Annotated in this window: 31 protein-coding genes; 14 read left to right on the plus strand and 17 right to left on the minus strand. The window is 45.0% G+C overall.

Translation table 11 applies throughout. From position 1 onward, the window contains the following. Positions 1–157: 157 nt before the first annotated feature. The 5 genes from GNE05_RS19035 (at position 158) to GNE05_RS19055 (ending at position 1,822) form a co-directional block, all read left to right on the plus strand. Positions 158–361, plus strand: a complete 204-nt coding sequence (locus GNE05_RS19035; protein ID WP_003151064.1) for a helix-turn-helix transcriptional regulator — start codon at positions 158–160, stop codon at positions 359–361. A 13-nt stretch (positions 362–374) separates the two neighbouring features. Further along, positions 375–578, plus strand: coding sequence for a hypothetical protein (locus GNE05_RS19040; protein WP_007407641.1), 204 nt, complete (start codon positions 375–377; stop codon positions 576–578). A gap of 34 nt (positions 579–612) precedes the next feature. Continuing rightward, a complete protein-coding gene (locus GNE05_RS19045) occupies positions 613–798 on the plus strand; it encodes a DUF4177 domain-containing protein (protein WP_007407642.1) in 186 nt (61 codons plus the stop codon). A gap of 186 nt (positions 799–984) precedes the next feature. Continuing rightward, positions 985–1,266: a hypothetical protein gene (locus tag GNE05_RS19050; protein WP_007407643.1), complete on the plus strand. Its 282-nt coding sequence runs from the start codon at positions 985–987 to the stop codon at positions 1,264–1,266. 43 nt (positions 1,267–1,309) lie between these two features. Next, positions 1,310–1,822: a stage II sporulation protein M gene (locus tag GNE05_RS19055; RefSeq protein ID WP_031304384.1), complete on the plus strand. Its 513-nt coding sequence runs from the start codon at positions 1,310–1,312 to the stop codon at positions 1,820–1,822. A gap of 590 nt (positions 1,823–2,412) precedes the next feature. Here the strand turns inward: GNE05_RS19055 and GNE05_RS19065 are convergent. The 3 genes from GNE05_RS19065 to speE all read right to left on the minus strand — a co-directional run bounded on the left by GNE05_RS19065 (position 2,413) and on the right by speE (position 4,547). Next, positions 2,413–2,631: a helix-turn-helix transcriptional regulator gene (locus GNE05_RS19065; RefSeq protein ID WP_003151056.1), complete on the minus strand. Its 219-nt coding sequence runs from the start codon at positions 2,629–2,631 to the stop codon at positions 2,413–2,415. Positions 2,632–2,785: 154 nt separating this feature from the next. Next, positions 2,786–3,658: an agmatinase gene (gene speB / locus GNE05_RS19070; RefSeq protein WP_160183093.1), complete on the minus strand. Its 873-nt coding sequence runs from the start codon at positions 3,656–3,658 to the stop codon at positions 2,786–2,788. Positions 3,659–3,716: 58 nt separating this feature from the next. Continuing rightward, on the minus strand, positions 3,717–4,547 hold the full coding sequence (speE, locus tag GNE05_RS19075; RefSeq protein ID WP_003151052.1) for a spermidine synthase: 831 nt from the start codon (positions 4,545–4,547) through the stop codon (positions 3,717–3,719). A gap of 199 nt (positions 4,548–4,746) precedes the next feature. Between speE and GNE05_RS19080 the strand changes: the two genes are divergently transcribed. Beyond that, entirely contained in the window at positions 4,747–6,819 is a 2,073-nt protein-coding gene (locus GNE05_RS19080) for a transglycosylase domain-containing protein (protein WP_014419133.1), read from the plus strand. A 24-nt stretch (positions 6,820–6,843) separates the two neighbouring features. On the opposite strand, the gene GNE05_RS19085 is transcribed toward GNE05_RS19080, so the two are convergent. The 3 genes from GNE05_RS19085 to GNE05_RS19095 form a co-directional block, all read right to left on the minus strand. Continuing rightward, positions 6,844–7,275, minus strand: a complete 432-nt coding sequence (locus GNE05_RS19085; RefSeq protein ID WP_088056391.1) for a hypothetical protein — start codon at positions 7,273–7,275, stop codon at positions 6,844–6,846. 143 nt (positions 7,276–7,418) lie between these two features. Then, positions 7,419–7,937: a YwhD family protein gene (locus GNE05_RS19090; RefSeq protein WP_007407649.1), complete on the minus strand. Its 519-nt coding sequence runs from the start codon at positions 7,935–7,937 to the stop codon at positions 7,419–7,421. Positions 7,938–7,949: 12 nt separating this feature from the next. Next, complete coding sequence (locus GNE05_RS19095; RefSeq protein ID WP_003151043.1) at positions 7,950–8,609, minus strand: site-2 protease family protein; 660 nt, start codon at positions 8,607–8,609, stop codon at positions 7,950–7,952. Between the two features lie 105 nt (positions 8,610–8,714). Here GNE05_RS19095 and GNE05_RS19100 point away from each other — a divergent pair, with 105 nt between their 5' ends. Further along, entirely contained in the window at positions 8,715–8,903 is a 189-nt protein-coding gene (locus GNE05_RS19100; RefSeq protein WP_003151042.1) for a 2-hydroxymuconate tautomerase, read from the plus strand. A gap of 37 nt (positions 8,904–8,940) precedes the next feature. On the opposite strand, the gene GNE05_RS19105 is transcribed toward GNE05_RS19100, so the two are convergent. Beyond that, positions 8,941–9,360 (minus strand): MarR family winged helix-turn-helix transcriptional regulator, encoded by a 420-nt coding sequence (locus GNE05_RS19105; RefSeq protein ID WP_007407650.1) that lies wholly within the window; start codon positions 9,358–9,360, stop codon positions 8,941–8,943. 368 nt (positions 9,361–9,728) lie between these two features. On the opposite strand from GNE05_RS19105, the gene GNE05_RS19115 reads away from it, so the two are divergent. After that, positions 9,729–11,123 carry an amino acid permease gene (locus GNE05_RS19115; RefSeq protein ID WP_050496158.1) on the plus strand — a complete coding sequence of 465 codons (1,395 nt, stop codon included), beginning with the start codon at positions 9,729–9,731 and terminating at the stop codon, positions 11,121–11,123. A 64-nt stretch (positions 11,124–11,187) separates the two neighbouring features. Here the strand turns inward: GNE05_RS19115 and GNE05_RS19120 are convergent, their stop codons facing one another. From GNE05_RS19120 to GNE05_RS19130, 3 genes are all read right to left on the minus strand, one after another. After that, positions 11,188–11,688, minus strand: a complete 501-nt coding sequence (locus GNE05_RS19120; RefSeq protein WP_007407653.1) for a YwgA family protein — start codon at positions 11,686–11,688, stop codon at positions 11,188–11,190. A gap of 39 nt (positions 11,689–11,727) precedes the next feature. Next, positions 11,728–13,029 carry an HD domain-containing protein gene (locus GNE05_RS19125; protein ID WP_003151035.1) on the minus strand — a complete coding sequence of 434 codons (1,302 nt, stop codon included), beginning with the start codon at positions 13,027–13,029 and terminating at the stop codon, positions 11,728–11,730. Between the two features lie 159 nt (positions 13,030–13,188). Further along, on the minus strand, positions 13,189–13,413 hold the full coding sequence (locus GNE05_RS19130; RefSeq protein WP_003151034.1) for a YuzB family protein: 225 nt from the start codon (positions 13,411–13,413) through the stop codon (positions 13,189–13,191). Between the two features lie 202 nt (positions 13,414–13,615). Between GNE05_RS19130 and GNE05_RS19135 the strand changes: the two genes are divergently transcribed. From GNE05_RS19135 to GNE05_RS19155, 5 genes are all read left to right on the plus strand, one after another. Continuing rightward, entirely contained in the window at positions 13,616–14,389 is a 774-nt protein-coding gene (locus GNE05_RS19135; RefSeq protein WP_012118695.1) for an RsfA family transcriptional regulator, read from the plus strand. A 260-nt stretch (positions 14,390–14,649) separates the two neighbouring features. Further along, positions 14,650–14,964 carry a PadR family transcriptional regulator gene (locus GNE05_RS19140; protein ID WP_026092292.1) on the plus strand — a complete coding sequence of 105 codons (315 nt, stop codon included), beginning with the start codon at positions 14,650–14,652 and terminating at the stop codon, positions 14,962–14,964. After that, positions 14,965–15,519, plus strand: a complete 555-nt coding sequence (locus GNE05_RS19145; RefSeq protein WP_022553942.1) for an HAAS signaling domain-containing protein — start codon at positions 14,965–14,967, stop codon at positions 15,517–15,519. A gap of 97 nt (positions 15,520–15,616) precedes the next feature. Then, on the plus strand, positions 15,617–16,537 hold the full coding sequence (locus GNE05_RS19150; RefSeq protein ID WP_088056390.1) for an ATP-binding cassette domain-containing protein: 921 nt from the start codon (positions 15,617–15,619) through the stop codon (positions 16,535–16,537). After that, the gene (locus GNE05_RS19155) at positions 16,534–17,487 is read left to right on the plus strand and encodes an ABC transporter permease (protein WP_014419138.1); all 954 of its coding nucleotides are present in this window, start codon (positions 16,534–16,536) and stop codon (positions 17,485–17,487) included. The genes GNE05_RS19150 and GNE05_RS19155 overlap by 4 nt, the downstream gene beginning before the upstream one ends. On the opposite strand, the gene GNE05_RS19160 is transcribed toward GNE05_RS19155, so the two are convergent. The 6 genes from GNE05_RS19160 to GNE05_RS19185 form a co-directional block, all read right to left on the minus strand. Further along, on the minus strand, positions 17,477–18,313 hold the full coding sequence (locus tag GNE05_RS19160) for a hypothetical protein (RefSeq protein ID WP_160183094.1): 837 nt from the start codon (positions 18,311–18,313) through the stop codon (positions 17,477–17,479). The two genes, GNE05_RS19155 and GNE05_RS19160, sit on opposite strands and share 11 nt — an antisense overlap. Beyond that, on the minus strand, positions 18,304–19,101 hold the full coding sequence (locus tag GNE05_RS19165; protein ID WP_160183095.1) for a hypothetical protein: 798 nt from the start codon (positions 19,099–19,101) through the stop codon (positions 18,304–18,306). The genes GNE05_RS19160 and GNE05_RS19165 overlap by 10 nt, the downstream gene beginning before the upstream one ends. Beyond that, positions 19,070–19,993 (minus strand): DUF6895 family protein, encoded by a 924-nt coding sequence (locus tag GNE05_RS19170; RefSeq protein ID WP_014721963.1) that lies wholly within the window; start codon positions 19,991–19,993, stop codon positions 19,070–19,072. The genes GNE05_RS19165 and GNE05_RS19170 overlap by 32 nt, the downstream gene beginning before the upstream one ends. A gap of 48 nt (positions 19,994–20,041) precedes the next feature. Next, entirely contained in the window at positions 20,042–20,221 is a 180-nt protein-coding gene (locus tag GNE05_RS19175; RefSeq protein ID WP_003151018.1) for a hypothetical protein, read from the minus strand. A 153-nt stretch (positions 20,222–20,374) separates the two neighbouring features. Further along, positions 20,375–21,238 (minus strand): octanoyl-[GcvH]:protein N-octanoyltransferase, encoded by an 864-nt coding sequence (locus GNE05_RS19180; protein WP_014419142.1) that lies wholly within the window; start codon positions 21,236–21,238, stop codon positions 20,375–20,377. A 46-nt stretch (positions 21,239–21,284) separates the two neighbouring features. Continuing rightward, positions 21,285–22,184 (minus strand): cysJI operon transcriptional regulator CysL, encoded by a 900-nt coding sequence (locus tag GNE05_RS19185; protein WP_007407666.1) that lies wholly within the window; start codon positions 22,182–22,184, stop codon positions 21,285–21,287. A gap of 115 nt (positions 22,185–22,299) precedes the next feature. Between GNE05_RS19185 and GNE05_RS19190 the strand changes: the two genes are divergently transcribed. Further along, a complete protein-coding gene (locus GNE05_RS19190; protein WP_160183096.1) occupies positions 22,300–23,277 on the plus strand; it encodes a YeiH family protein in 978 nt (325 codons plus the stop codon). 37 nt (positions 23,278–23,314) lie between these two features. Here GNE05_RS19190 and pta read toward each other — a convergent pair whose 3' ends face one another. Further along, on the minus strand, positions 23,315–24,286 hold the full coding sequence (gene pta, locus GNE05_RS19195) for a phosphate acetyltransferase (RefSeq protein ID WP_003151012.1): 972 nt from the start codon (positions 24,284–24,286) through the stop codon (positions 23,315–23,317). Between the last annotated feature and the right edge of the window lie 62 nt (positions 24,287–24,348).

The following is a 24,348-nucleotide window of genomic DNA, read 5'->3' on the forward strand; positions in this document are numbered from 1 at the left end:
GTTTTTTATATAAACAACTAATTTGCAAAAACAAAAAGTATCCCTTAAAATTCAAATATGTAAAAAGTATTTGACACATATACATATATTATTTAAAATAAATATATATAAATTTGAAAATTTAAAATAAAAACAAAAATATTTAAGGAGGGTTTTAGTGGATAACAATATAAAAAAACTTAGAACAGCAGCTGATATTTCACAAAATGATCTGGCTAAGCTCTGCAATGTGACCAGACAAACCATCAATGCAATTGAAAATAATAAATATGACCCGACTTTAAGTCTGGCTTTTTCGATAGCTCACGCATTAAATACGGGAATAGATAAAGTATTCAACTATAACGCCAAAAAAAATTAAGGGAGCGGTTCTTATGAAGAAAATGGATGAGATGCAAAAACACCAATCGGGTATAGCCGCCAGAATAGCATTTAGTTTTTATACTGTCGCTTTACTGATATGGTCATTAATAGATTATTTTAAAAACGGAAATACAGGATGGCAATTTCCAATACTTTTAATAGGCTGCGCGCTCTATTTATGGATTCAAGTTTATCATAATCGAAAAACAAGGTAACAATTCCAATACACTTCCGGAGGATTATACAGCAATGTACGAATATAAGTTCATAAAAGTAGAAGTAAACCGGTGGAAAGGAAAGCCTAAAGAAGACTATAAAGAAATTATTGAAAAGTATTCGCAGCAAGGATGGAAGCTGGTCCAAATATTTGCTCCTCCTATTTCAGGTTATGGGGCAGCCGATTATTTTGATATTATTCTTGAAAAAAAAGTATAAATGTTTCAGTACAAAGAAAGCCGGATCATACATATGGTCCGGCTTTCTTTGTACTGAAATAAGCCAGCAGATACCTTAACGGATTTCACCTCTTAACTATTTTTTTCGGAAATCCGCAATTCAAATAGCTTCCAATATATTTTATTATTTAACTTGCTGGGGATATTGAAAAAATTGGAGGAAAAAATGAGTCTACTTTTAAAAACACAAAATAGTAAAGCGATTTTTACATTAGTAGCATCAGGAATCATTGTTCTCGCTCTTTTCAGTATAAAACATAATCATTTAAGCATGGATGTCATCGATATTTTAAACAGAGCTGGAATAATAGCTCCTAGTTGGATTGTCAGTGCTATCACCGCAACGGGTTCAGTCCTGGCTATCATTACTGTTTTAGGATCTCTTGGTGCAGGCTTGCCATTAGCCGTTTTAGAACAATTGGCTGCAGCAAGTACAGCAGCAGCTTAACATAAAACATTAAATTCAATATCCCTGGCAGTCCCTTAAACGAATGGATGAAAATACTTTGTTTAAAAAGAACGTTTTAGTCAAATTGTACATACTCTGTCTGATCTTATTTTTAATTGCTTTATTTACAGCTTATTTTTATACAGATCCCGCTTCAAATGTAAATAATCTAAATCGAAATATCCGTCCGGATTTTTTTCAGATTTTCTTTAATAATATTAAAGTAGCGAGTCTGCTTGTTTTTTTAGGCCCGTTGACGCTGTCACTTGGCACGATTGCAGTTTTAATTATTAATGGATTAATTTTAGGAAATGCCATAGGAAACATCAAAGACAATTTAAACCTTTTACTGCTTGTTATACCCCATGGAATAATTGAAGTCCCGGTATTGCTTCTTGCAGCTTCTGTAGGAATGAAATTAACTTTGGATTTATTACTCCTCAAAATAAATTTAAAATTCACTTTTAAATATATTGGTATTATATTTCTCGGTTTAATGATAGCAGCTATGTTAGAAACATTTATTACACCTATCTTTATAAAAGGAGTCTCTTAGGATTATGCAAATTGAATTATCTTCATTTAAGGACCGAAACATTAATTTTTTGTCCTCATTTTTGTTTTATATTATCGGGCTAGCTTTTTATTTAAGTTCCCTATTACCTTTTATGAAAAGTTTAATTCCCAAAAACATCCCTATACAAGTTGTTGAGCAAGTAAAACATTTAGATTATATCATTGCAATAGCCGCACTGTTTCTTTTAATGTTCGGGGTGATTTTTGAAGGATTTGTATTATTTCTCATTATAAATTTTCTTGGCGCTCAAATTAAGATCAAAACTTTTTATTCCCTATTTATGTTTTCTAACATCCCGGTCGCAATTAAGTTTTTACTTATATCATTCAAAAATATTTTCGCAGAACATCCAAACACTAGTTTATTTTTCACAAGTAATCATTTGATTTTTTCTATCTTTGATTTGTTCAATATTGCATACTTATTTCTTTTGTTTATTCTTCTGAAATGGAGAACAAATTTGAACTACCTGACAATCTCAGTTTTTATTTTTACGGCATTCCTGTATAGAATGTTTTTTTAGCATATATAAATAAACCCCCTCAATAGGGGTTTTTCTTTCATATCGTTCACTGTATACAATTCCTTTTATATGCTTCCGAAACAATACCGACTCTAGTACTCACATTCCACTTTTTACAGAGACCGGCTATGATATATTCGACATTACGCTGCGAGTAGTTTAATGACTTAGCGATCTCTTTATTAGGTTTTTCAGCAATTATCAGTTTAATTACTGAAATTTCAATCTTTTTTAATTCCAATTCATTTTCTACTGCTGTTTTCATTCTAACTTCCTTTCTAAAGATGTATTTACTAAATAATACCCTATTATATAATTTTTATCAATGACATCAATTATTAATGGTAAAATAACTAACTTCTAAGTAGTTTATATACAATATAAAAAGCCCCCGCGTGTTTCAAGCGGGGGAAATTCTTTTATTTCACAAACCCAAGCAGCATTTCACGAATCATCTTGCTTGCCGTGTTTGCGGTTTGTTCTGAGTGGTCATAGACCGGCGCGACTTCTACAAGGTCAGCGCCTTTTACATTGACTTCTGATCGCGCGATTTCATGGATGGACGCGAGCAATTCTTTAGACGTGATGCCTCCTGCGTCAACCGTGCCCGTTCCCGGCGCATGAGCGGGGTCAAGCACGTCGATATCGATCGTGACATAAACAGGGCGTCCCGCAAGCTGCGGCAGCACTTTTTTCAGCGGCTCAAGCACTTCAAACTTAGAAATGTGCATGCCGTTTTCTTTCGCCCATTCAAATTCTTCCTTCATTCCGGAACGGATGCCGAATGAAAATACGTTTTGCGGCCCGATGAGCTCGGCCGCTTTGCGGATCGGAGTAGAGTGGGAAAGCGGTTCGCCTTCATAATCCGTGCGCAGGTCGGTGTGCGCGTCAAAATGAATGATGGCAAGGTCCGGAAATTTCTTATACATGGCTTTTATGACAGGCCATGATACAAGGTGCTCCCCTCCCATGCCGAGCGGGAACTTTCCTTTTTCTAAAATGCTGTCCACGTATTCTTCAATCATATCAAGGCTTCTTTGCGGATTGCCGAACGGAAGCGGAATATCGCCGGCGTCAAAGAAATTCAAATCAGCCAAGTCACGGTCGAGATACGGGCTGTATTCTTCAAGACCGATAGACACCTCGCGGATTCTCCCCGGGCCGAAACGCGAACCCGGACGGTAGCTGACCGTCCAATCCATCGGCATGCCGTAAAGGATGGCGTCCGCCTCTTTCCAGTCGGCGCGGCTTGCGATAAATACTTTTCCTGAATATGCTTCATCAAACCTCATGATAAAACCCTCGCTTTCCTGTAAAAAAGCGCAAGATTCGCTCCTGCGCCATACGTTTTTATTTGATTAAGTCGCTCACAAATTTCGGAAGAACAAATGCCGCTTTGTGAAGCTCTTTTGTGTAATATTTCGTGTCGATGTCAAAGAAACGGCTGTCCTCCACTTCAAGCGGATCGTACTTTTTAGAACCGATTGTAAATGTCCACAGGCCGCTCGGGTACGTCGGGATATTAGCCGTATACAGACGGGTGATCGGGAAGATTTCTTTCACGTCACGCTGTACGTTTGTAATCAGCTCCGGTGTAAACCACGGGTTGTCCGTCTGCGCGACGAAGATGCCGTCTTCTTTTAACGCCTTGGAAATTCCGGCATAGAAGCCTTTTGAGAACAGATTGACGGCCGGTCCGACCGGTTCTGTTGAATCAACCATGATGACGTCATACTCATTCTCTGATTTCGCGATGTGCATGAAACCGTCATCGACTCTCACGTCGACGCGCGGATCATCAAGCTTGCCCGCAATGGACGGAAGGAATTTTTTAGAGTATTCAATAACCTTGCCGTCAATGTCGACAAGCGTCGCTTTTTTTACGCTTGGGTGCTTCAGAATCTCTCTGATGACACCGCCGTCTCCGCCGCCGACAACGAGGACGTTTTCCGGATTCGGATGCGTAAATAACGGGACGTGCGCAACCATTTCATGATAGACGAATTCGTCTTTTTCAGAAGTCATGACCATTCCGTCTAAGAACAGCATGTTGCCGAATTCTTCTGTCTCCACCATTTCCAGATGCTGAAATTCCGTCTGTTCCGTATGTAAAGTTTGTTTCACCTTTAATGTAATGCCGAAATTCTTCGTCTGCTTCTCCGTATACCAAAGCTCGCTCAATTGTCATCTCCCTTTCAAGGCTTATTTCATTTATTGTAAGCGTCTGTATCGCTTTTATTCCGGTTAAAATCTCATTTTCACCTAAGGAAAAAGTATAGAGGATGGAGGGGAAAAAGTAAAGAAGTGTCCGGTTTGATATGTTTAAAAAACCCCCTTTTTTCACATAATAATAGAATCATGAAAAAGGGGGTTCCCAAAAGTGGATAAAGTATCTGGAAAACAGCTCAGAATCACGTTCAAAATCATCCGCGCCTGCATCTTTCTGACACTGATCGGCGGAATGCTGGCCGGCGTCTGCTTCACATCCGTTCTTCTTGCAGCGAAATGGCAGGGCGCCCCCTCCGTCCGGGTTCCTCAGTCTACGATTCTTTATGCAAATGACGGCTCAAAGCTAGGTGAGACCGATTTCGGGGAAAAGCGCTACTGGGTCCGGTTAAAAGATATCAATCCGATAGCGGTGCAGGCCGCCATTGCGGTGGAGGATCAAAACTTTTACAATCATCACGGTTTTGATTACCGGCGGATGGCCGCCGCCGCGCTGGCTGACATAAAGGCAATGGCCAAGGTTCAGGGCGCAAGCACCATCACCCAGCAATACGCGAGAAATCTCTACCTTGAGCATGATAAGACATGGAAACGAAAATGGAACGAAGCATTTTACACGATCCGCCTTGAACAGAACTATTCTAAAAACGAGATTTTAGAAGGTTATGTAAATACGATATATTACGGCCACGGTGCATACGGAATTGAAGCCGCCTCGCGCCTGTATTTCGGCAAACACGCCAAAGATCTGAACGATGCGGAAGCCGTGCTTTTGGCGGGCATACCGAAAGGCCCGTCCGGCTATTCGCCATATGTCAGCGAAAAGAAGGCCAAACAGCGCCAGGAAACCATTCTCCGACTGATGATCGGCCAAAAAATGATCTCAAAAGAAAAGGCGGAAAGGCTTAAGAAAACGCCGCTTGCCTATCAGCCGCTGAAAAACAGAACCGCGGCGAAAACGGCGCCTTATTTTTACGATGATGCGATGAAAGAACTCGGGAAAAAGCTCGGCATGACGCGCGAACAGCTGGCAACGAGCGGATTGCGTGTTTATACGACGCTTGATAAGCGCATGCAGCGGATTGCGGAAAACACTGTGGCACATACGATCCGTACCGGCTCTGACATTCAGGTCGGCTTTTCCGCGATTGATCCGGCAACAGGGCGCGTGCTTGCGCTTCTCGGCGGACGTGACTACGAAAAAAGCCCGTTTGACCGGGCGACACAGGCGAAACGGCAGCCTGCTTCCACGATCAAGCCGCTTTTGTACTACAAAGCGATTCAAAGCGGCTTTACACCGGTCACGCTGATGAAAAGCGAAGCCACAGAGTTCCAGATTGACGACAACGGAGATACTTATTCTCCAAGCAATTACAACGGCTACTACGCCAATAAACCGATTACGCTGCTTCAGGCACTTGCGTTATCAGACAACATTTATGCCGTGAAGACCCATCTCTTTCTCGGCATGAATAAGCTCGTGTCGGCGGCAAAGGAATTCGGCATCAGCGAACATTTAAAGCCCCTTCCGTCTCTGGCGCTCGGAACTGAACCCGTGCGCCCGATTGAGATGGTTAATGCCTACGCGATGCTCGCAAACGGGGGAAAACAAATCACCCCTTCCTTTATCACAAAAGTGACGGATACCGCCGGCAATGTCTTGTATGAACAGCCGCGCGGACATCAGCAGACGCTTGATAAAAAAGCCGCTTTTGTGACGGCGAGCATGATGACGGGCATGTTTGATCAGGATTTAAACGGCTATACTTCCGTCACGGGACGCACCATTTCTGACCGGCTGACCCGAACCTATGGCGGTAAATCAGGCACGACGAGCGCAGACAGCTGGATGATCGGCTTTAACCCGGCTCTTGCCGCCGGTGTATGGACAGGCTATGACAAAAGCAGCACGATTGATTCAGTAGAAGAAAAAAGCTATGCGAAGACGATTTGGGCGGACTTTATGGAGAAGGCGCTCGAAGGAGAACCGGAAATAGCGCTTAAACCGCCGAAGGGCGTCACGGGCGTCTATATCGATCCCGCTTCCGGCTACACTTCGGGACCCGGCTGCGCCGCAAAGCATTATACGTATTTCATCGCAGGCACTGAGCCCGCGGATGTATGCTACGGACCGGAACCGTCTAAAAAAGAAAAGGAACACGCCCCCGCCCGCAAAGAAGCTCCGCGCAAAAAATGGTGGGATAAGTGGCTCGGCAAAAAAGACTGAGCCCGGTGCATTGCGCGCCGGGCTTTAATCCGCGTCTTCCTCAAGCACCCATGGGAGCAAAAGAGAGAAGTCGAGATGGATAATAGGGTCAGGAAAACCCTTCGGTATAAAAAATGTTGTACTCGGCAATGAAAACGAAAAGCGGATGTCTCCCGCCCTCTCGATATGAAACTTCGGCCAGCCTTCCCTAAACCTGCCGACAATCGGATAGCTGCCCGCATAATGATGCAGGCCGTTTTCCTTTCCATGCTCCCCCAAATCGTGACAGACAGCCGGACGAATCCCAAACTGCGTAAACAGCCTTGTTTTCTCGGCGGGAAGAAGACTCACCGCCTCGGAAAAGTTCCGGCAGTGCCCGCAATCGCAAGGATCAGGCCATGATTTTTCGTATTGTTTTCTCGTTGCCGCCGCATCTGCTTCAATGACCCAAGGCCCGATTTCAAAGACGGTGAACATGATGAAACCTCCGCGTAAACATGAAAAACCCCGAGTCTTGGTTCGGCTCGGGACTTTCCATGTCCTGATTCTGTATCAACAGTTTACTCAGTACAAATGTAAAATAGTGCAAATATTTATAAAGTTCACAAAAAGTTCACAAATTATTTTTCTTCCGGAAGCAGACCTGTTTTCAATTCATCAGATGAACGTTCCCAGAGCCCCTGGTCATGCTTCTGCAGAAATTCAGCAAGCACCTGCTTTGAGCTGGCGTCCATTTTGTCCACGATAATGCAGCGCTTCATTGATTTATCCATTAAATTCACATGCTCCGGCAATGACTTATAGCCTCTGCGGATACTTCTGTCCACAGTCATTTCACAAGCCGTCACACCCGCGTAATAAGGGCCTTCTTCTTTTCTGTCGATGGTGACCCACACGAGCCAGTACGGTTTTCCGTTCGGCACTTCATCTTTGTTCGGCAGGAATTTGATGCCTTTTTCAACGACACTGCGGGCATGCATTGCGCCGATGTCAACGAAGGCTTCCTTCTCTTCCACATCGACAAATACCGGAGAAATATTGTCAAGGCTCAGCGCCCCGGCGCCAAAACCGCCATGTCCGTCGGTCGGATCACTTTTAATAATATTAAATCCGATTGTTTTCTTCTTTTTTTCTTCCATGAAAATACCCTCCTACAAAAGCGGTTGAAATATAATGGCAAATACCTTGAGAATCCAGTCTCTCCCCTCGCTTAACAGCGGCCACACGACATAGGAGCCGACCGGTGTCACAAACAGCACGAGAAACACGATAATCCCGTAACTCTCAAACTGAGTCATTTTGGCGCGCACCCGCGGCGGCACGAGATCCTCAATAATCCGGTAGCCGTCAAGCGGAGGAAGCGGCAGCAGGTTGAATAAACACAGCGCGAGATTCAGCTGAATCCAAATAGAGAAAAAGCGGTCAAGCCCCATGCTGAATGCAGAAAGCAGCTCCATTCCGTAAGCATGCATCAACACTAGCAAAAAGAAACCGATAAAGGCAAGAAGCAGGTTGCTTACAGGCCCGGCGACGGAAACCAGCACTCCCGCCAGCCGCGGTCTTTTAAAGGCGCGGCGGTTCACCGGCACCGGACGGGCCCAGCCGAAACCCGCGACCAAAATTAGAATCGTTCCGAAAACATCAAGATGTTTAATCGGATTGAGCGTTAATCTGCCCTGTCTCGCCGCGGTATCGTCTCCGAACCGATACGCAACATACGCGTGCGCCAGTTCATGCATCGTAAATGCCACGATCAGCGTAATCACGACATAGGGCATAAGCTCCAGCGGATAATATAAAAATCTGTCCAAATGTAAAAATCCCCTTTTTTAAAAAATGCAAGATTGTCCTTCATTCAGTATACTATAAGTGACCTCTCTTCCAAAGAGAGGAAACGATAAAGGAGGATCAGCACCATGCCGCTCGTAACCGTTAAAATGCTTGAAGGCCGCACAGATGAACAAAAACGGAATCTGGTTGAAAAAGTGACAGAAGCCGTAAAAGAAACGACAGGCGCAGCCGAAGAAAAGATCATTGTCATGATTGAAGAAATGAGAAAGGATCATTACGCCGTCGCCGGCAAACGGATCAGCGATACGGAGTAATCCTTGATAACTGCCGGCGCTGCTATGTCAGGCCGGCTTATTTCATTACTTTTTCAACGAGGCTGAAAAAGGTATTCTTTTCTTCTTCTGTCAACGCTTCGAACAGCTCGTCAATGAGCATCTGCCGGTTTTCAATCATTTGCATGGCCGCCATTTTTCCCGATTCGGAAAGCGTCATCCATACCGTGCGCCGGTCTTCGTTATTTCTCGACCTTTCCACGAAACCTTCTTTTTCTAAATGATTCAGAGCGGTTGTCGTGGCTGAAGGCGATAATGTGACTTCCTGCAATATATCTTTAATCGTGCACGTGCCGTGCCGGTAAATAATCCTGAGAATAAATCCTCTGATATTGTTTATACTCTTCGGAATTGTCGCCTCATCAAGCTTTTTCGTGCTCTTTAAATATTTCGTGAGCGCGTAATCCAGTACATTTGCTTGCAATATATCGTGCTCCATGCAGAAACTCCCCATTTCAAGATGCATCCATCATCATTTGATTGTTTTTTATTACATTTTACTGATACCTCGCGGGGAAAGTCAAAATTTCGGCCGGAAAGCCCGCAACTTTTATCCTGCCCTATACAGACTATTATCTCCTACTTTTTCACCCATCCCTTTTATGCAATGCTGGTTTTATAGACATGATTCAGGTAAAATCATTAAGGGTGACTGCGTTTGACAGAAAGGATAATCTGATCGGATGCGGCAGACAATATGACTGGAAAAGAAACGGAACAGACGGGGAAACAGAACACAGGATTGTCGATTACACAGAATGTGACACGGGTAAAAGCCAAAGAGTCCCTCTTGGCTTTTGCTTTTGGATGGAGGGATGCGTGTTGCGGAATATCCTACAAAAAAAAGACATCACCCAGCTGCTTGAACAAAGCAGAAACAGGCAGACTGCCAAAACGATGGGTGGATTTGATTTAACATTACTGGGCATCGGCGCCGTCATCGGGACGGGCGTCATGGTTCTTACAGGCATTACGGCCGCGAAAAACGCCGGGCCTTCCGTAATCTTTTCTTTTATCATTGCAGCCGTTGTCTGCAGCCTTGCAGCATTATGTTACGCCGAAATCGCTTCTGTTCTCCCGGTTTACGGAAGCGCCTATATTTACTCTTATACCACCATGGGAGAAATTGTCGGCCATTTAATGGGCTGGACGCTCTTATCCGTTTATATGGTGACGGCGTCGGCGGTGGCAAGCGGCTGGTCAAGTTATTTTAATAATCTGTTAGCCGAAATCGGCATGCCTTTGCCGGACAGTCTGCTGCACGTGCCGAGCCAGGGGGGCATCGTCAACCTTCCTGCCATCATCATTACTCTATTAATTGCCGTCGTTCTGTCACGCGGCTCCAAGGAGAGCAAAACCTTTAATAATGTAATGGTTCTCGTAAAAATCGGAATTGTTTTGCTGTTTATCATCACAGGAAGCTTTTTTGTAAAGCCGGGCAATTGGCATCCTTTTATGCCTTTTGGAATCAAAGGCGTCATTACAGGGGCTTCTGCCGTCTTTTTTGCGTTTCTCGGGTTTGACGCGATTTCCGCTTCGGCTGAAGAAGTCAAAAAACCGCAGCGCAACCTGCCGATCGGTATTATCGGTTCACTGGTGATCTGTACATTGGTATACGTCATCGTCTGTCTCGTCATGACGGGTATGGTTCCGTATTCACAGCTTAATGTGCCGGAAGCCATGTCATATGTGTTACAGACTGTCGGACAAAACGCGGTGGCGGGCGTTATCGCTGCCGGTGCGGTGATCGGACTGATGGCCGTCGTTCTCGCCCATACATATGCGGCGACCCGTATATCTTTTGCGATGGCAAGAGACGGAATGCTGCCGAAAGTCTTTACCATTGTCGGAAAGAAATCGGGAGCGCCGATCTTTAATACATGGCTGATCGGACTGATCAGCGCCTGCATCGCGGGTTTTGTTGATCTGAAAGAGCTGTCAGATCTCTCAAACATCGGCGCGCTATTGACATTTGCCATGGTCAGTCTGTCCGTGCTGATTCTGCGCCGCACCCATAAGGATCTGCCGCGGGGATTTAAAGTGCCTTTTGTACCAGTACTGCCGATTTTGGCCATTATCTGCTGTTTGTTTTTAATGGTCAATCTGCCGCTGAAAACGTGGCTTTATTTTGCCGTCTGGCTGATCATCGGCGTCATCGTTTACTTTTTATATTCGTACAAGCACAGCAAATTGAGACAATAAACAAAACCAGGCCCGCTTTATCGCGGCCTGGTTTTTTCATCAAAAAAGACGAAAGCCATCGCCTTTAACAAATATGTTTCAGCTCTTCTATGTAGTGAAGCGCCTCATCATATTCTTCATCTGTATATTTCTGTTTGCTTTTTATCGTAAACACTTTCTCTTTCTTTTCCTCAGCTTCAAGGCCGTCAAAATACAAAATCGTAGACACCAGCTCCAGAAACCGGGATGAGCGGCTGTTGACGCTGTCGATGTACTTCTTCATATCCGGCATCGTAAGCTCCGCATGATGTAAAAACTCGGCTCCCGTCTCCGTCAGCGAGTACCGGTATTGAAAGTAGCCGCCCTTTTTTTCCTTCACCTCATCCAGAAACCCAAGATTGCACAGCTCTTCAATTCGAAGCGTCAGTTCTTCGGAATACGGGCCGTAAAAATGAAAATCATATTTTTCGTAGAAAGGATACTGCATTTTCTTCGCGATATAAATGATTTTCTGCAGCTTTTTCCGCCCGATGATTTCTCCAGAATCCGAGAACACCTTCATCAGTTTTGCATGTTCTTTCAACAAATTCCCGACATCTCCTTTTCCTTCTTTACCAAAATCCTTCTATGTCAGTCCCAGCAGCTGCCGGATTTTTAATTTTGCTTCAGGGTTTTCTGAATCGTCACAAATGAGGTCCATCGGATAGTAGAGCTTATGGTCCGTCCGGCGTTTGCCCGAAATGGATTCGACAATGGCGGACTGCCTGGACAGCTCTTTGATCTGGCCGTTCTGCGTTAACAGGTGAATCGGCAGACGCTCCTCCTCTTCACCCGGCCGGTAAAAATCATACGGCAGATCCGATGAAGAATCGACCACTAAATAGTAATTGGGATCAATTCCCGCCTCTTTAAACAGAGCGGTCAGTTCAAAATAAGCCGACATTTCCTCATTGGGGTTAAATTCGGCATATTGAAACAGCTGGCGGTTAATAAAGCGGCGGCACAAGTCGGACAGAATCGGGTCCTCTTCTTCCTCCCAAGCCTGGAAGTAATATAAAATGATGGCTTCATCAAGCTTCAGATAATCCGCAAGCGTCAGCTTCCCTTCAAAAATGGAATAAAAATGAACGGGAGCATGAGTGAATATATACCCTTCTTCATGGAGCTGCTTCGCACGGTGGAGAATTTTCGTCAAAATGACTTCAGCGCTTCTCGTCACGGGATGAAAATACACCTGCCAGTACATTTGATAGCGGCTCATAATATAGTCTTCGACGGCGTGCATGCCGCTTTGCTTAATGACGATCTGATCCTCTCGCGGACGCATCACCCTTAAAATCCGTTCCATATCAAAATGTCCGTAGCTGACGCCCGTATAGTATGCGTCCCGCTGAAGGTAATCCATCCTGTCGGCGTCAATCTGGCTCGAAATCAGGCTGACCACCTGTTTGTTTTTGTATGTTTTGGCAATGACTTCAGCAACATCCTGCGGAAATCCCGGTCCCGCCTTTCTGAGAACCTGATTCACCTCGGTGTCGCCGAGAATGATTTCCCTCGTATAGTCTTCATGATCCAGATGAAAAACCTTTTCAAAGGAATGCGAAAACGGCCCATGTCCCAAATCGTGCAAAAGCGCAGCGCTGAGACAGAGTTCGCGTTCATTGTCATCCCATTCAGGACGCCCTTTAAAAACATCATCAACCATTCGTCTGACAATCTCATAGACGCCGAGAGAATGGTTAAAACGGCTGTGTTCCGCGCCGTGAAACGTCAAATACGTCGTACCGAGCTGTTTGATCCGGCGCAGCCGCTGAAATTCACGGGTGCCGATCAAATCCCAGATCAGCTTGTCCCGCACATGAACATAGCGGTGAACGGGATCTTTAAACACTTTTTCTTCTGATAATTTTCCGTTTGGATACGCCATCGTCATTCCCTCTTTTTTTTAGCCGTGATTCTATTATATCGGCTCTGTAATTTGAAAACATCCTTGAATTTGTCCGGCGTTTTGTTCCAGTTTTCCGTCATTGATTTTTTGAAGCAAAAAAGCCTGACCCATCGGGCGAGGCTGTCGTAAAATACACATTTACTTTTTGATCTTCTTTTTCACTTTCTCAATCAGCTCGTCCTCAGTCGGCGCCGACAGCGGGCGGTTGTTTACGAAAGCAAACGATTTTTTGCGTCCGGGCCCGCAATATGACTGACATCCGACCTCCACTTTTGCATCCGGGTCAGCTTCTTTCAAACGCGGCAGCAAAGTCTTAATATTGGTGGCCTGGCAATCATCACACACTCGGAATTCATTAGCCATGATGTACGCTTCCCTTCATTCAATGTTCCTCTATGTTAAATCTTAATTTTAAAAACGAAAAAAATCACATCACATCTCATTGTACAAGGATTCATCTTATCCTGCAAGGCTCTGCGTATCTCTCATTCTTTCAGCCAATTTGTATAAATATTTTCCAATCTGGACATTCTAATACCATCAAAGATATTGGGGGTTGAGAACATTGACAAAACAAAGACAGGACGCCTGGTCGGAGGAAAATGACCTGCTGCTTGCGGAAACCGTGCTCCGTCACGTTCGGGAAGGAAGCACGCAGCTGAACGCCTTTGAAGAGGTAGGCGATAAATTAAACAGAACGTCGGCAGCGTGCGGATTCAGGTGGAATGCCGTCGTCCGCCATCAATATGAAAAAGCGCTTCAGCTTGCCAAAAAACAGCGGAAACAGCGGATGCGCGCGCTCGGAAACGGCCAGCCCGCCAAGAAGAAACTATTATACCAGCCGCCTGCACCGGATGCGGACATCATGCAGGAAACCGCAGCCGAAGAGACGGTTCAAACGGAAGCGCCAAAAGAGGATCGGCAAGCCGTCATGTCCGGCGAACATATGCCTTATGTCGATGAAAGCTTCAAGGAAGAGTTAGCTAGTTTATCACATTTGCTGGCGCCTCAGCAGCCGAGCCAAAAGGCGGAGCTCACAATGGCAGACGTCATTCAATTTCTGCAGAGCTATGAAGGCAGCGGAAAGCAAACTTCCGCCCTGCAAATGGAAAATGACCGTTTAAAACGGGAAAACCAAGAACTTCAGTCTAAAACCGAGCAGCTGGAAGCGGCCGTCGAAAAGCTTGAAAAAGATCAAAAAACCATTCAGGAAGACTACGAAACCTTGGTGAAAATTATGAACAGAGCCAGAAAACTAGTTTTATTTGAAGACGATGAACATGCCTCTCCGTCCTTTAAAATGGACCGGAACGGCAATTTAGAAAAAATGGCCGAATAACGGAAAAACCCCTTTCCTTGTCATGGAAAAAGGGGTTTTTGCCATTTGTCAATGACGCGAATCCTGATCTATACTAATGTAAACATTGTTCAGGAGGCCTTCTTTCCGCAAGGGCTGCGCATCTCGGTCCCCGCCCGCACATAAGCATAAAGATTCAATTCCTCATCCCAAATGGTTCTTGGGAATTATTGATCGATTAGCTACTGTGCAATACACTGTATAGAGAATACAATTATTAGATATGATGGGAATGATAGTAAATGAGTAGCCAATTACGAAAAGGAGCGTTGGAACTTTGTGTGTTGTCCCTGCTTCTTTATGAAGATTTATATGGTTATGAATTAATCAAGATCATAAGTGAAACGTTCCCTGTATCGGAGGGCACCATCTACCCCATATTACGAAGACTCACAAAAAATAACTGCCTAAAAACGTATACAGCAGCTTCCGATCAAGGCCCATCACGCAAATATTACAAAGTAACAGAAGAAGGCGCCTTTTATCATCAAACATTAAAATCGGAATGGCTTGACCTGTCCGAAAAAGTGAACAGCATCATTAAGGAGGGAAAATGAATGTGTAAAGACCAATATTTAAAACATCTCCGGCGGGAAATAAAAGATCTGCCGGAATTTGAGCAAAAAGAGATACTCGCCGATATCGGCGAAATATTCCAAATGGGCGGCGCTGAAGGAAAAAGCGATGAACAAATCGCCGGCAATTTAGGAAACCCCAAAACACTTGCGCGCGCCTTAAAAGCGGATATTTTCATCAGTGATGCCGAGGAGCAGAAAACATGGCGCTCCTTTTTCAAAGCATTCGGCCTGATGCTGGGTATGGGCATGTTCAACTTCATGTTTATGCTGACACCGTTTCTTTTTGCCTCTGTTGCGGTGTTAAGTTTGATGGCGATCGGCCTGATGCTGATGACCGGATCATTCTTTCTCCTTGTAAAAGTGCCGATTGTAACAGCCATTTTTAACGGATGTATGGTTCTTGGAGCGGGTATGGCGGTGTTTATGGCCGGATTTGATCTTTCGAAACTGATATTCCGCATCTTTTTGCGCTATTTCAAATGGAATGTCAGCGTTGTAAGGAGGGAAACCATTGAATCGAAAAATGTGGTATAGCATTGCTCTCATTTTAATCGCTGCCGGCCTGATCGGAAGCATGTTCTTCGGTTTTGACGGCTTTTACCCTAAATCATAAGGAAGGTGTGCAAATATCATGACTGAACCAGCCCTGATATTAAAAGATGTCTCTAAAACAATCAATCATACCCCTATTGTACAGTCAATTTCTTTCGATGTGAGAAAAGGCGAGATATTCGGCCTTTTAGGGCCGAACGGCTCAGGAAAAACCACTATTTTCAGAATGATCGTACAGCTTATTAAAAAAACAGAAGGAGCCATTTCATTCAGAGGCAGACCGGACAGCGACTTTGAATATTTTATGAGACATATCGGGGTTATCATTGAAGGCCCGGATATGTATCCGAATATGACCGCTTTGCAAAACCTGAAATATTTCACCAGACTGCGGAGCACCTCGCTGAAAACGGATGACCTTATGAATACCCTTGCAAAAGTCGGACTAGATCAGGCTGCCAGCAAAAAAGTGAAACATTTCTCATTAGGCATGAAACAGCGCTTGGGGCTCGCTTATTCTCTTCTTCACAATCCCGGGTTATTAATTCTGGATGAACCGATGAACGGCCTCGATCCTAAAGGTATGAAAGAATTGCGCACCATTCTTTCCGATTTAGCGAAGCAAGGGGTTTCTATTTTATTATCAAGCCATTTATTGTCTGAAATGGAGGAAATTTGTGATAGGGTTGCCTATATTAAAAAGGGACGGATTTTAGGAATTGAAGACATGAAGAACAGACATGACCTTGGTCAGAAAAAGCTGTTTACCGTCACGGTCGATCATCCGGCAAGGGCGAAAGAAATATTAGAGCGGGAAGGTATTCTTCAAGTACAGCAAAAAGACAGCCGCGTCATTGAATTGGAAGCGGAAGAAGATACCATCCCGTATGTCATTAAATCTTTGGCAGAGAAAGAAATTCTGATTTCCCGCGTTTCTGCAAGAACTTTGTCATTGGAAGAGAAATACATGATGATTACAGATCAGGAGGACGCGGTATGAGCATATTTCATCTGGCGCAGAACGAATTCATAAAAATAACCCGAAAAAAAGGCACACTTTTATCTCTTTTTTTCCTGTTTCTCATCGTTTTGCTGGCCGGCCTTATTATGAATCATGAGTTAGATGCTTCCTCGGATAACAATTGGAAAGAACGGCTTCTCGCCGAAAAAAAACAGGAAGAAATTGATAAACCGGCTGAAACGACAGGCGTTTATTATTCTGCTGATGTTAAGAATAAAGACTATTATTTGGAGCATAACATCAACCCTTATGAATGGAACGGCTGGAGGTTTTTCGGCACGGTTACTTCAAACGGGCTTGAGATTTTCGTAAGCTTAACCGCGATTTTAACCGTCAGCGGGGTTGTTTCTAAAGAGTTTGCCCTTGGGACGATTAAGTTTATCGCTACAAGCCCGAACCGAAGATGGCGGATTTTAACATCGAAATTTCTGGCCTCCCTTCTGTTTACCGGTATGATTTACTTATTTTACTGTGTGAGCTGTTTGCTGATCGGCGGCGTGTTATTCGGTTTTTCCAATGCTTCATATCCGCTCGTCTATACTCATTTAAATGACAGTCTGTATACCATCAGTTCAATCAAAGCATCCGGAATCATTCTGCTTTTGCGTTTCATATCAATTATAAGCATTGTCACCATTGCGTTCACTTTGTCAGTATTGTGCAAAAGCCAGGCGCTCTCCCTCTGCTTATCGATTTTACTGCTGTTTGCCGGCAGTATATTGGGCGGAACTGATTTGCTTGCCCAATTTACGTGGTATAAATTTACGCTCTTTCCGCATTTAAACCTCGTTGCTTATGTAAATAAAAGCGCGGGTGATGCGATTTCAACGTTAAACATCCCCTATTCCGTGACGGTTATAGCGATCTACTTTCTTATTTGTTTATTGATTTCTTTTTCCGTCTTTCAAAAGAGAGACATTACAGCATAGACAGAGAGGCGGCGGCATAATGAGCGGACGGCAGGAAATACTGCCGGTCCAGCAATTTGCCGCTGACCGCCCCTTGGTCCATCGCTAATGGATTCAAATAACCGAAGCTCCCGCTGCTTCGCTGCTGAAAGCGTAGAAATTCCCGCCCTTCCCGTATAAAAAGCGCCTCATCGAATTGGAGAAATTTCATAATGGCTGTGTATTTTGCAACGGCGTCAATGTGATACTTTCTGCACTCGGCTAACATTAAACCTGAAAAAGCAAAGTCTGATGTTTTGTACCATTCCGTGAGAAAAGGCTGCAATTCTTTCATTTGCAAATAAGTGACGGCATAAAGGGCATCCGCCTGTTCTTCCTGGATGCCGCCCGGTGCCATGAGCAAATCGGCCTCACGTTTCATTACGGTTTCTAAGAACACGATCAGTTCTTCCGGAGTCATCGCCCCAAAATAAGCCCCTAACACCATGAGGATCATAGAGGAAGGCTCTGATTTCAGTTCCTCTTGTAAACCGCGGACCATTTGTTCAAGTCCGTTATGAAAAAAGATGCTTTTTGCGGCATCCATCCTGCGGTATATATGATACGCATACGCGAACAGGACCGGATGGCATTCGTGCGTTTTTTCTCCAAAATAACGGTCTAAGAATAGAATGACTTCTTCTGTATCCTTTCTTTTTTCAAAGTGATGACATGCCGCTAAACCGCAAAACAGGTGCATGAGATCATCTGCTTCCATTTCTTCCGGCTGCAGCTGAATGTTCTTCCAAAGACCCAGCAGCCATTCTTCTGTTTTTTTTATATTAAAATGTTCCTTGACTATCCGCATGTTCCACACTCCAGATTCAGAATCTCAATCGCCGGCAGAAGAGCCGGAGCACAATGAATGGATGGATTCTCGTTATTTATATGATGAAGAGCCGCTTGACAGCCATAAAAAAATGGATCGATACACGATTGGATAAATAACATATTGCACAGCTGTTTCATTTTTCGGCTGCCGAGACAAAACACAAGCCATTTTTGAATGGACGCCTTCAAGCCGGGATGAAGCAGATGCTCTCCCTCATTCAAATGAAGAAGACAGTACTCGACAAACTCCAGCTCGTTTTCAGCTGTTCTTTTCCATGCGTCATGGAGCAAAGGCTGAAACATCGAATTCTTGTAAAAGCGCACTTTTTCATGGTCAGTTGACATTCCCAGCTCGCTCAGCAAACCAGCGAATTCGGCGTATTTAAAATAAGGCCATTCTTTTTTTATAAGATAGCCGTTTTGCAATCCGTGACGTATGACTTGATCATCCGAATCCATTCCCTGCTTCTTTTTATAAGCTTTTGCCGTTAAATAGATATGAATCAACTCATTGACAATGGCCGTGTTACAGTGAAACAGATCTTCCCAGCATGACTTATCAACGAAAGCGAAGGCAATCCTTTCAGTATGTTCTTTTACAGCGGAAGAATGGCTCGTCTTCCTGCAGTATTTGCAGAAGCCGGCAAACAGCTCAATGCTCTTTTGATCCGGAAGCGATTGTTCAGCAAAAGATAATAAAAATTGATCCGCCTCTTCAGCTAATCTGTTCAAGTTAATCGTTCCTTTCTGCTCTAAGACAGGCATGCGCGGCACCCGCGGCGACAAGTGTTGTATGATAGCAATGTTTGAACACATCTTCTCTTCGCTGTTCACCTTTCAAACCGGGTTTATGTTGATAGGTGATGCTCGGGACATTCCCCTCTTTCATTCGGCCCTGATAGATTTTATTCCAGGCTGCTTCATAGAGCGGTTTATGGTTGTCCTTATCCATGTCGATATGTAAAAAAGAGCTGCACATCAATAATTCACTGGTAATATCTAAATTCTCAAGACAGATATAGATCCCGAGAAATTTCAGGACCTTTTCTTTTAAGGACGGCAGATGATACTCTTTATCCGTAAGCGAAGAACATCCCATGTCTGTTATATAAAAAATCGTATGAGTGATGCTGTACGCATCATGATCCGTCATATATGTATTTGGGATATCCTGACCAGCTGCTGTGTAGTGATATAAGTCAGAAAAATCCGTTATTTCCGAGGTTACGCCTGCTCTTTGCAGACTGTACTTCAGATCCATTTTCCGAAAGGGAATTTTAGCAAGGCTGCGATCAAAACGCGCTGCCGTGAATTTTTCCAGCTCCCATATCACCGAAGCCCGTGACGGATGATCAGTCAAGGTAAGAAATTCACCCGCAATAGCCAATCCGGCGAGACCGTCCGGATCAAAATGAATAAATTCTTCAAGCTGATCATTACGGAGCCTTTCTGTAATAAACTCCGTTAAAACAGCAACTTCCTTATCATCTGCCTGATTTCTGATCAGGTAATTGGTAAGAAAAATGAGTTCTATAAATGTTTTAAGGCGCCACCTGAAATCATTCGCTACTTTATGATTCATATCAAAGTAATGGATATTTTTAACAATCCATGACAGTGCTCCCCGCTTAATTTCTCTTATATACTCTTGTGTCACACTCTCACCGCCTCGTCTCAGATGTGTAGGCTCCAAACAGTGATTATCCTACTTTTGAGCGGCTAAATCAGAGAAATTCAAATTCGGGTTTTGATTGTCTTCTTGGCTCGGCACTACAAGCACCCAGCCGCTCCAAGCGAAAGAATTGCCTGATTGTTCCGCATCTCCGGCTAACAAATGCGTCGGGATCGTGATTCTTTTTTCTTCTTTTATTTTTTTAAAGTTCATATCTCCATCTCCTTCAGTTTATAGAATTATTTGGAACCTACATAAATATATTAATCAAATAAGGTATATAATGTAAACTAGTTTTCATATAACACTTCTTTTTCACTATAACTAAATAGTATATAATTACCAAAAACAAAAAAAAGCCCGGACTTAGTCCAAGCTTTCCTGCGTGCCGAACACCTTCTCATTCCGTTCCAGCATTCGGGTCAGATTTTTTTCAAATACCTTCTCTTCTTCCGGCGATAATCCGGCTGCATACAGGCGGCCGCTGAGTTCCTTCAGTTCGGTCAAAAGCGCCAGCATTAAGTCTTGCACGGTAATGTCCGTTTGCAGCAATTCGCTTAATGAAGCCATCGTTTCGGGCCGGATATCGGGATATACGCCTTTTGTATCGTTGCTTTTGTCTTTTAAAGCGGCTTGATAGAAACGTCTGATCAGATCGGCGCGTTCGCTTCCGCTTTTATCGGCGCAGAGATAAATCTGAACCGCGGTTCCGCCCCGCAGGCGCCTTTGTGAGATTCCCGCGAATTTTCGGCCGCCGATGCTGAGATCGTAGCTGCCCGGACAGTACGATCCTTTAATTTCATATGCTTCAATTTCAGCATTGTGCGGACGCAGCATCCGCCGCACCAGCTCTGTCATCGCCTCGTAGCCTCTGTCGATGTCGATGCCTTTTTTCTCATCTTCAAAAATAAGCGAGATATTCAATACGCCTTCGTCCAGTACGACGGCGAGGCCTCCGGAATTGCGGACAATGACACTGTAGCCTTCGTCCTCCAGCAATTTCACGCCGTCCTCTAAAAACGGCAGACGCGTGTCCTGAATGCCGAGCACGATCGTCCGGTGGTGCACCCAGGAGCGTGCCGTCGCAGGCGATTCCCCTTTGCCTACGGAGGCGCACAGCGTATCATCCATTGCGAATGACTGCTTCGCATCAAAATAAGGGCCGAGGCTGGATTGGTCAATGATTCTCCAGCTCGGCTGCATCAGTAAATCAATCGGTTGCTTTCCCATCTATATTAAATCCCTTTCGTCATAGGCTTTCCATGCATTTATTATATCACTCCGCTTGAGATGATTGAAATTGGCTTTTCAAAAGAGCGATGAAGATTTCTTTGTTTTTTGTGTTCTCCATAATGGAAGATTGGATGATAGACAGCTTCCGTTTTAAGGAGAATCCTTTTATCTCAAGCACGGAAATGCTGCCGTGAAGCAGATCCTTTTGCAGCACGCTTTTTGACAGAACGGAAAGACCCATTCCGCTGATCACGGCTTCTTTGACGCCCTGGTTGCTGCTGATCGTCATCATGGATTTCGGCCGCAGTCCGTTTGATTGAAGAACGTGGTCTAAATATTCCCTCGTTCCCGAACCCTTCTCCCTCGTCACCCACGCTTGATTTTGCAATTCGGCAGCCGGGATGTTTTTTCTGCCGGCGAGCGGGTGTCCGTTCGGTGCGGCAATGCACAATTCATCCTCCATAAACGGCTGAATGTCGAGCTCGTTTTTCCCCGTATGCCCTTCAATTAATCCGATATCGGCTTGAAGCATCCGAACCGCTTCGCTGACCTCCTCCGTGTTTCCGATCATGACGTCCAGGTTCAGCTCGGGATACTCGTTATGAAGCTTTGCGAGAAGCGGCGGCAGAATATATTCGCCGATGGTAAAGCTCGCGGCGATTTTGAGCTTCCCTTTGACATAATGATGATGGGCGTAAATTTCGGATTTCGCCTGTTCGTACAAAAAGACCATCTGCTTGGCGCGCTGATAGAGAATGTCCCCCGTCGGCGTAGTCGTAAAGTGCTTCGGAGAGCGGTTCAGCAAAGCGGTTTGAAATTCTTTCTCCAGGTTTTTGATGTGGAGGCTGACGCTCGGCTGAGAAATCATCAGCTTCTGCGCCGCCTTTGTAAAGTTTTTTTCTTCCACGACGGCAATGAATGTTTTCAGTTCACCATAATACAAAAAGCATCGCCCCTAATCATTTTTTTTCCTAATCGTTTAGATCATATAAATATATTTTACTAATGATTAAGACCGCAGTAAAGTGGAGTTATCAAGATAATGGGAAGTGACTGAGATGAAGATGGTAAAAGGTGTTTCAGTTACCGCAGGAATTGCGTTTGCGGCTTTCTATGTCAGCCGCCTGCCGTTTTTGCATATGTTCGGAATGCTTGTCCTTGCAATGCTGATCGGCATGCTCTGGCGTGCCGTATTCGGACAGCGGGCGGCATTAGAGCCGGGGATCGCGTTCTCAAGCAAATACTTGCTGAAAGCAGGCATCATCCTGCTTGGTATGAGACTGAATCTGGCGGATATCTATCATGCGGGCTGGCACGTATTTGCAATTGCCGTCTGCTGTATGATGTTTGCGGGTGCCGTTGTATATGGACTGTCCCGGCTGTTCCGTATAGATCAGACACTCAGCACGCTGACAGCCTGCGGCACAGCGATCTGCGGAGCGGCTGCCATTGCCGCGATCGCGCCGCAGATCAGATCAAATGAAAATGCAGCCGCCATCAGCGCGGCCGCCGTTTCGTTATTAGGAACCATTTTTACTGTTGTATATTCTCTTGCTTATCATGGATTAGGCTTTTCTCCTGCGGCTTACGGAGCCTTTTGCGGGGCAACGCTTCACGAGGTGGCGCATGCGGCGGCGGCCGGCAGCGCCGGAGGAAAAGCAGCTGTCGAGATGGCGGTGATCGTCAAACTGACCCGGGTCGCGCTGCTCGTCCCGGCCGCATTCATGCTCGGAATGCGGGCGCGCCGCAGCGGAAAGTCAGAGACGGCTTCTGCCGCTTCGCTCCCCATCCCTTGGTTTATCTTCGGATTTCTTGGAATGAGCGCCATCCATACATCAGGCGTTATTTCAGCCTCGTTTTCCGCGTTTCTTGTTCAAGTGTCTTATGTTTTAATCGGCATGGCGATGGCGGGTCTCGGTTTGAAAGTCCATATATCGGCGTTTCGTCATAACGGATGGCGGGCGCTCGCAGCAGGCTTGATCGGTTCTCTCTGTTTGTCCCTGTTCGGCTGGGCCGCAGTGACGTTCTTTCTATAAAAAAATGCCGGCCCTCGTAAAGGCCGGCATTTGCGGATTACAGCGCTTGAGCAGCCGTAATTAACGCAAGATTGTAGACGTCTTCCGCATTACATCCTCTGGAAAGATCGTTTACAGGCATATTTAATCCTTGCAGAATCGGTCCGACCGCTTCGAAGCCGCCTAAGCGCTGAGCGATTTTGTAGCCGATGTTTCCTGCTTCAAGGCTTGGGAATACAAATACATTCGCGTCTCCTTTAATGTCGGAGTCCGGCGCTTTTTTCTCCGCGACAGACGGCACAAATGCAGCGTCGAATTGGAATTCGCCGTCCAGCGTAAGCTCAGGTGCTTTTTCCTTCGCAATTTTCACGGCTTCAGCCACTTTGTCCGTCTCATCTGATTTCGCCGATCCTTTTGTAGAGAAGCTGAGCATGGCAACGCGCGGGTCAATGTCAAACATTTGAGCCGTATTGGCGCTTTCAATGGCAATTTCGGCAAGGTCCTGGCTGTCAGGGGCAATGTTGATCGCGCAATCAGCGAATACATATTGCTCGTCACCGCGGGCCATGATGAAGACGCCTGATGTTTTTTTCACGCCTTCTTTTGTTTTGATGATTTGCAGTGCAGGGCGCACCGTATCGGCTGTAGAATGTGCAGCTCCGCTGACAAGTCCGTCTGCGAGACCTTTGTACACAAGCATCGTGCCGAAATAGTTTTCGTCCAGCAAAGCTTTGCGGGCCTGTTCTTCCGTCGCTTTGCCTTTGCGGCGTTCTACGAAAGCCTGAACGAGTTCTTCCATGCCTTCATATGTATGCGGGTCAAAAATGTCCACGCCGTCAAGCGTAAGATTTAATTCTTTCGCTTTTGCTTGAATGTCTTCTTTATTGCCGACTACGATCGGCTTTAATACCTTGTTGCCCGCCAAGTTGTTGACCGCAACCAGGATACGTTCGTCCAACCCTTCAGGAAATACGATTTTCACATCTTTTCCTGCGACTTTTTCTTGTACTTTTGTAAATAAATCTGCCACGATATACCCTCCTCTATGTTGACAAAAAACGCTTACTTTTACAGCATACTCTTCTTCCAGCT

The organism is Bacillus sp. AM1(2019) (genome assembly GCF_009906915.1).
GTDB lineage: Bacteria > Bacillota > Bacilli > Bacillales > Bacillaceae > Bacillus > Bacillus velezensis.

Bases quoted from the DNA above. Each gene is read 5' to 3' on its own strand.
- GNE05_RS19040 (WP_007407641.1), top strand. From the start codon at position 375: ATGAAGAAAATGGATGAGATGCAAAAACACCAATCGGGTATAGCCGCC.
- GNE05_RS19045 (WP_007407642.1), top strand. From the start codon at position 613: ATGTACGAATATAAGTTCATAAAAGTAGAAGTAAACCGGTGGAAAGGA.
- GNE05_RS19050 (WP_007407643.1), top strand. From the start codon at position 985: ATGAGTCTACTTTTAAAAACACAAAATAGTAAAGCGATTTTTACATTA.
- GNE05_RS19055 (WP_031304384.1), top strand. From the start codon at position 1,310: ATGGATGAAAATACTTTGTTTAAAAAGAACGTTTTAGTCAAATTGTAC.
- GNE05_RS19065 (WP_003151056.1), bottom strand. From the start codon at position 2,631: ATGAAAACAGCAGTAGAAAATGAATTGGAATTAAAAAAGATTGAAATT.
- speB (WP_160183093.1), bottom strand. From the start codon at position 3,658: ATGAGGTTTGATGAAGCATATTCAGGAAAAGTATTTATCGCAAGCCGC.
- GNE05_RS19085 (WP_088056391.1), bottom strand. From the start codon at position 7,275: ATGTTCACCGTCTTTGAAATCGGGCCTTGGGTCATTGAAGCAGATGCG.
- GNE05_RS19090 (WP_007407649.1), bottom strand. From the start codon at position 7,937: ATGGAAGAAAAAAAGAAGAAAACAATCGGATTTAATATTATTAAAAGT.
- GNE05_RS19100 (WP_003151042.1), top strand. From the start codon at position 8,715: ATGCCGCTCGTAACCGTTAAAATGCTTGAAGGCCGCACAGATGAACAA.
- GNE05_RS19105 (WP_007407650.1), bottom strand. From the start codon at position 9,360: ATGGAGCACGATATATTGCAAGCAAATGTACTGGATTACGCGCTCACG.
- GNE05_RS19115 (WP_050496158.1), top strand. From the start codon at position 9,729: ATGGAGGGATGCGTGTTGCGGAATATCCTACAAAAAAAAGACATCACC.
- GNE05_RS19125 (WP_003151035.1), bottom strand. From the start codon at position 13,029: ATGGCGTATCCAAACGGAAAATTATCAGAAGAAAAAGTGTTTAAAGAT.
- GNE05_RS19130 (WP_003151034.1), bottom strand. From the start codon at position 13,413: ATGGCTAATGAATTCCGAGTGTGTGATGATTGCCAGGCCACCAATATT.
- GNE05_RS19140 (WP_026092292.1), top strand. From the start codon at position 14,650: ATGAGTAGCCAATTACGAAAAGGAGCGTTGGAACTTTGTGTGTTGTCC.
- GNE05_RS19145 (WP_022553942.1), top strand. From the start codon at position 14,965: ATGTGTAAAGACCAATATTTAAAACATCTCCGGCGGGAAATAAAAGAT.
- GNE05_RS19150 (WP_088056390.1), top strand. From the start codon at position 15,617: ATGACTGAACCAGCCCTGATATTAAAAGATGTCTCTAAAACAATCAAT.
- GNE05_RS19155 (WP_014419138.1), top strand. From the start codon at position 16,534: ATGAGCATATTTCATCTGGCGCAGAACGAATTCATAAAAATAACCCGA.
- GNE05_RS19160 (WP_160183094.1), bottom strand. From the start codon at position 18,313: ATGCGGATAGTCAAGGAACATTTTAATATAAAAAAAACAGAAGAATGG.
- GNE05_RS19165 (WP_160183095.1), bottom strand. From the start codon at position 19,101: ATGCCTGTCTTAGAGCAGAAAGGAACGATTAACTTGAACAGATTAGCT.
- GNE05_RS19175 (WP_003151018.1), bottom strand. From the start codon at position 20,221: ATGAACTTTAAAAAAATAAAAGAAGAAAAAAGAATCACGATCCCGACG.
- GNE05_RS19180 (WP_014419142.1), bottom strand. From the start codon at position 21,238: ATGGGAAAGCAACCGATTGATTTACTGATGCAGCCGAGCTGGAGAATC.
- GNE05_RS19190 (WP_160183096.1), top strand. From the start codon at position 22,300: ATGAAGATGGTAAAAGGTGTTTCAGTTACCGCAGGAATTGCGTTTGCG.